This window comes from Cryobacterium sp. 10I5, assembly GCF_035019865.1.
Classification (GTDB): domain Bacteria; phylum Actinomycetota; class Actinomycetes; order Actinomycetales; family Microbacteriaceae; genus Cryobacterium; species Cryobacterium breve_A.
On the sequence record NZ_JASJVI010000197.1, the window covers coordinates 1 to 994 of the forward strand.

The 994-nt window shown below is 62.5% G+C and carries 1 protein-coding gene; it reads left to right on the forward strand.

Features of this window, described 5'->3' with window-relative positions; translation table 11 throughout:
- Positions 1–26: 26 nt before the first annotated feature.
- On the forward strand, positions 27–994 hold a 968-nt coding region (locus QN350_RS19670; protein ID WP_323517195.1), incomplete at its 3' end, for an oleate hydratase.

The window sequence follows — 994 nt, forward strand, 5'->3', positions numbered from 1 at the left end:
ATCGAAACATATTAGGGAGACTGACTATGTACTACAGCAGCGGAACTATGGAGGCGTTCGCGCGTCCCCGCAAGCCTGAGGGAGTCGAGAACAAGACCGCGTGGTTCGTCGGCGCCGGTCTGGCGTCGATGGCCTCGGCGGCGTTCATGATCCGTGACGGACAGATGGACGGGTCGAAGATCTCCATCCTGGAGCGGCTGAAGCTGCCCGGCGGGGCGCTGGACGGGATCGATGAGCCCAAGAAGGGCTTCGTGATCCGCGGCGGCCGTGAGGTGGACGACCATTACGAATGCCTGTGGGACCTGTACCGTTCGATCCCCTCGATCGAGGTCGACGGCGCTTCTGTGCTCGACGAGTTCTACTGGCTGAACAAGGACGACCCGAACGTCTCGCTGCAGCGGGCAACCGTCGAGCAGGGTCAGGATGCCGGCACAGGCACCCTCTTCACTCTCTCGAAGCAAGCGCAGAAGGAGCTCATCGGGCTTTTCCTGGCTACCCGTGAGTCCCTGGAGAACAAGCGGATCAACGAGGTCTTCGGCGAGGAATTTTTCGCCAGCAACTTCTGGATGTACTGGCGCACCATGTTCGCCTTCGAGGAGTGGCACTCTGCGCTGGAGATGAAGCTGTACGTGCACCGCTTCGTCCACCACATCGGCGGCATGCCGGACTTCGCAAACGTGCGGTTCTTCAAGTACAACCAGTACGAGTCGATGGTGCTGCCGCTGTACCGATGGTTGCTGGACCAGGGAGTGACGTTCCAGTTCGACACCGAGGTCACCGACATCGACTTCGCGATCACTGCCGACCGGAAGCAGGCCACCGCGATCCACTGGATCCGCGAGGGTGTCGTCGGTGGCGTCGAGCTCGGCGAGAACGACCTGGTGCTCGCCACCATCGGCTCTCTCACCGAGAACTCCGACAACGGCGACCAGCACACAGCGGCGAAGCTCGACGAGGGACCGGCCCCGGCCTGGGACCTCTGGCGGCGGTTGGC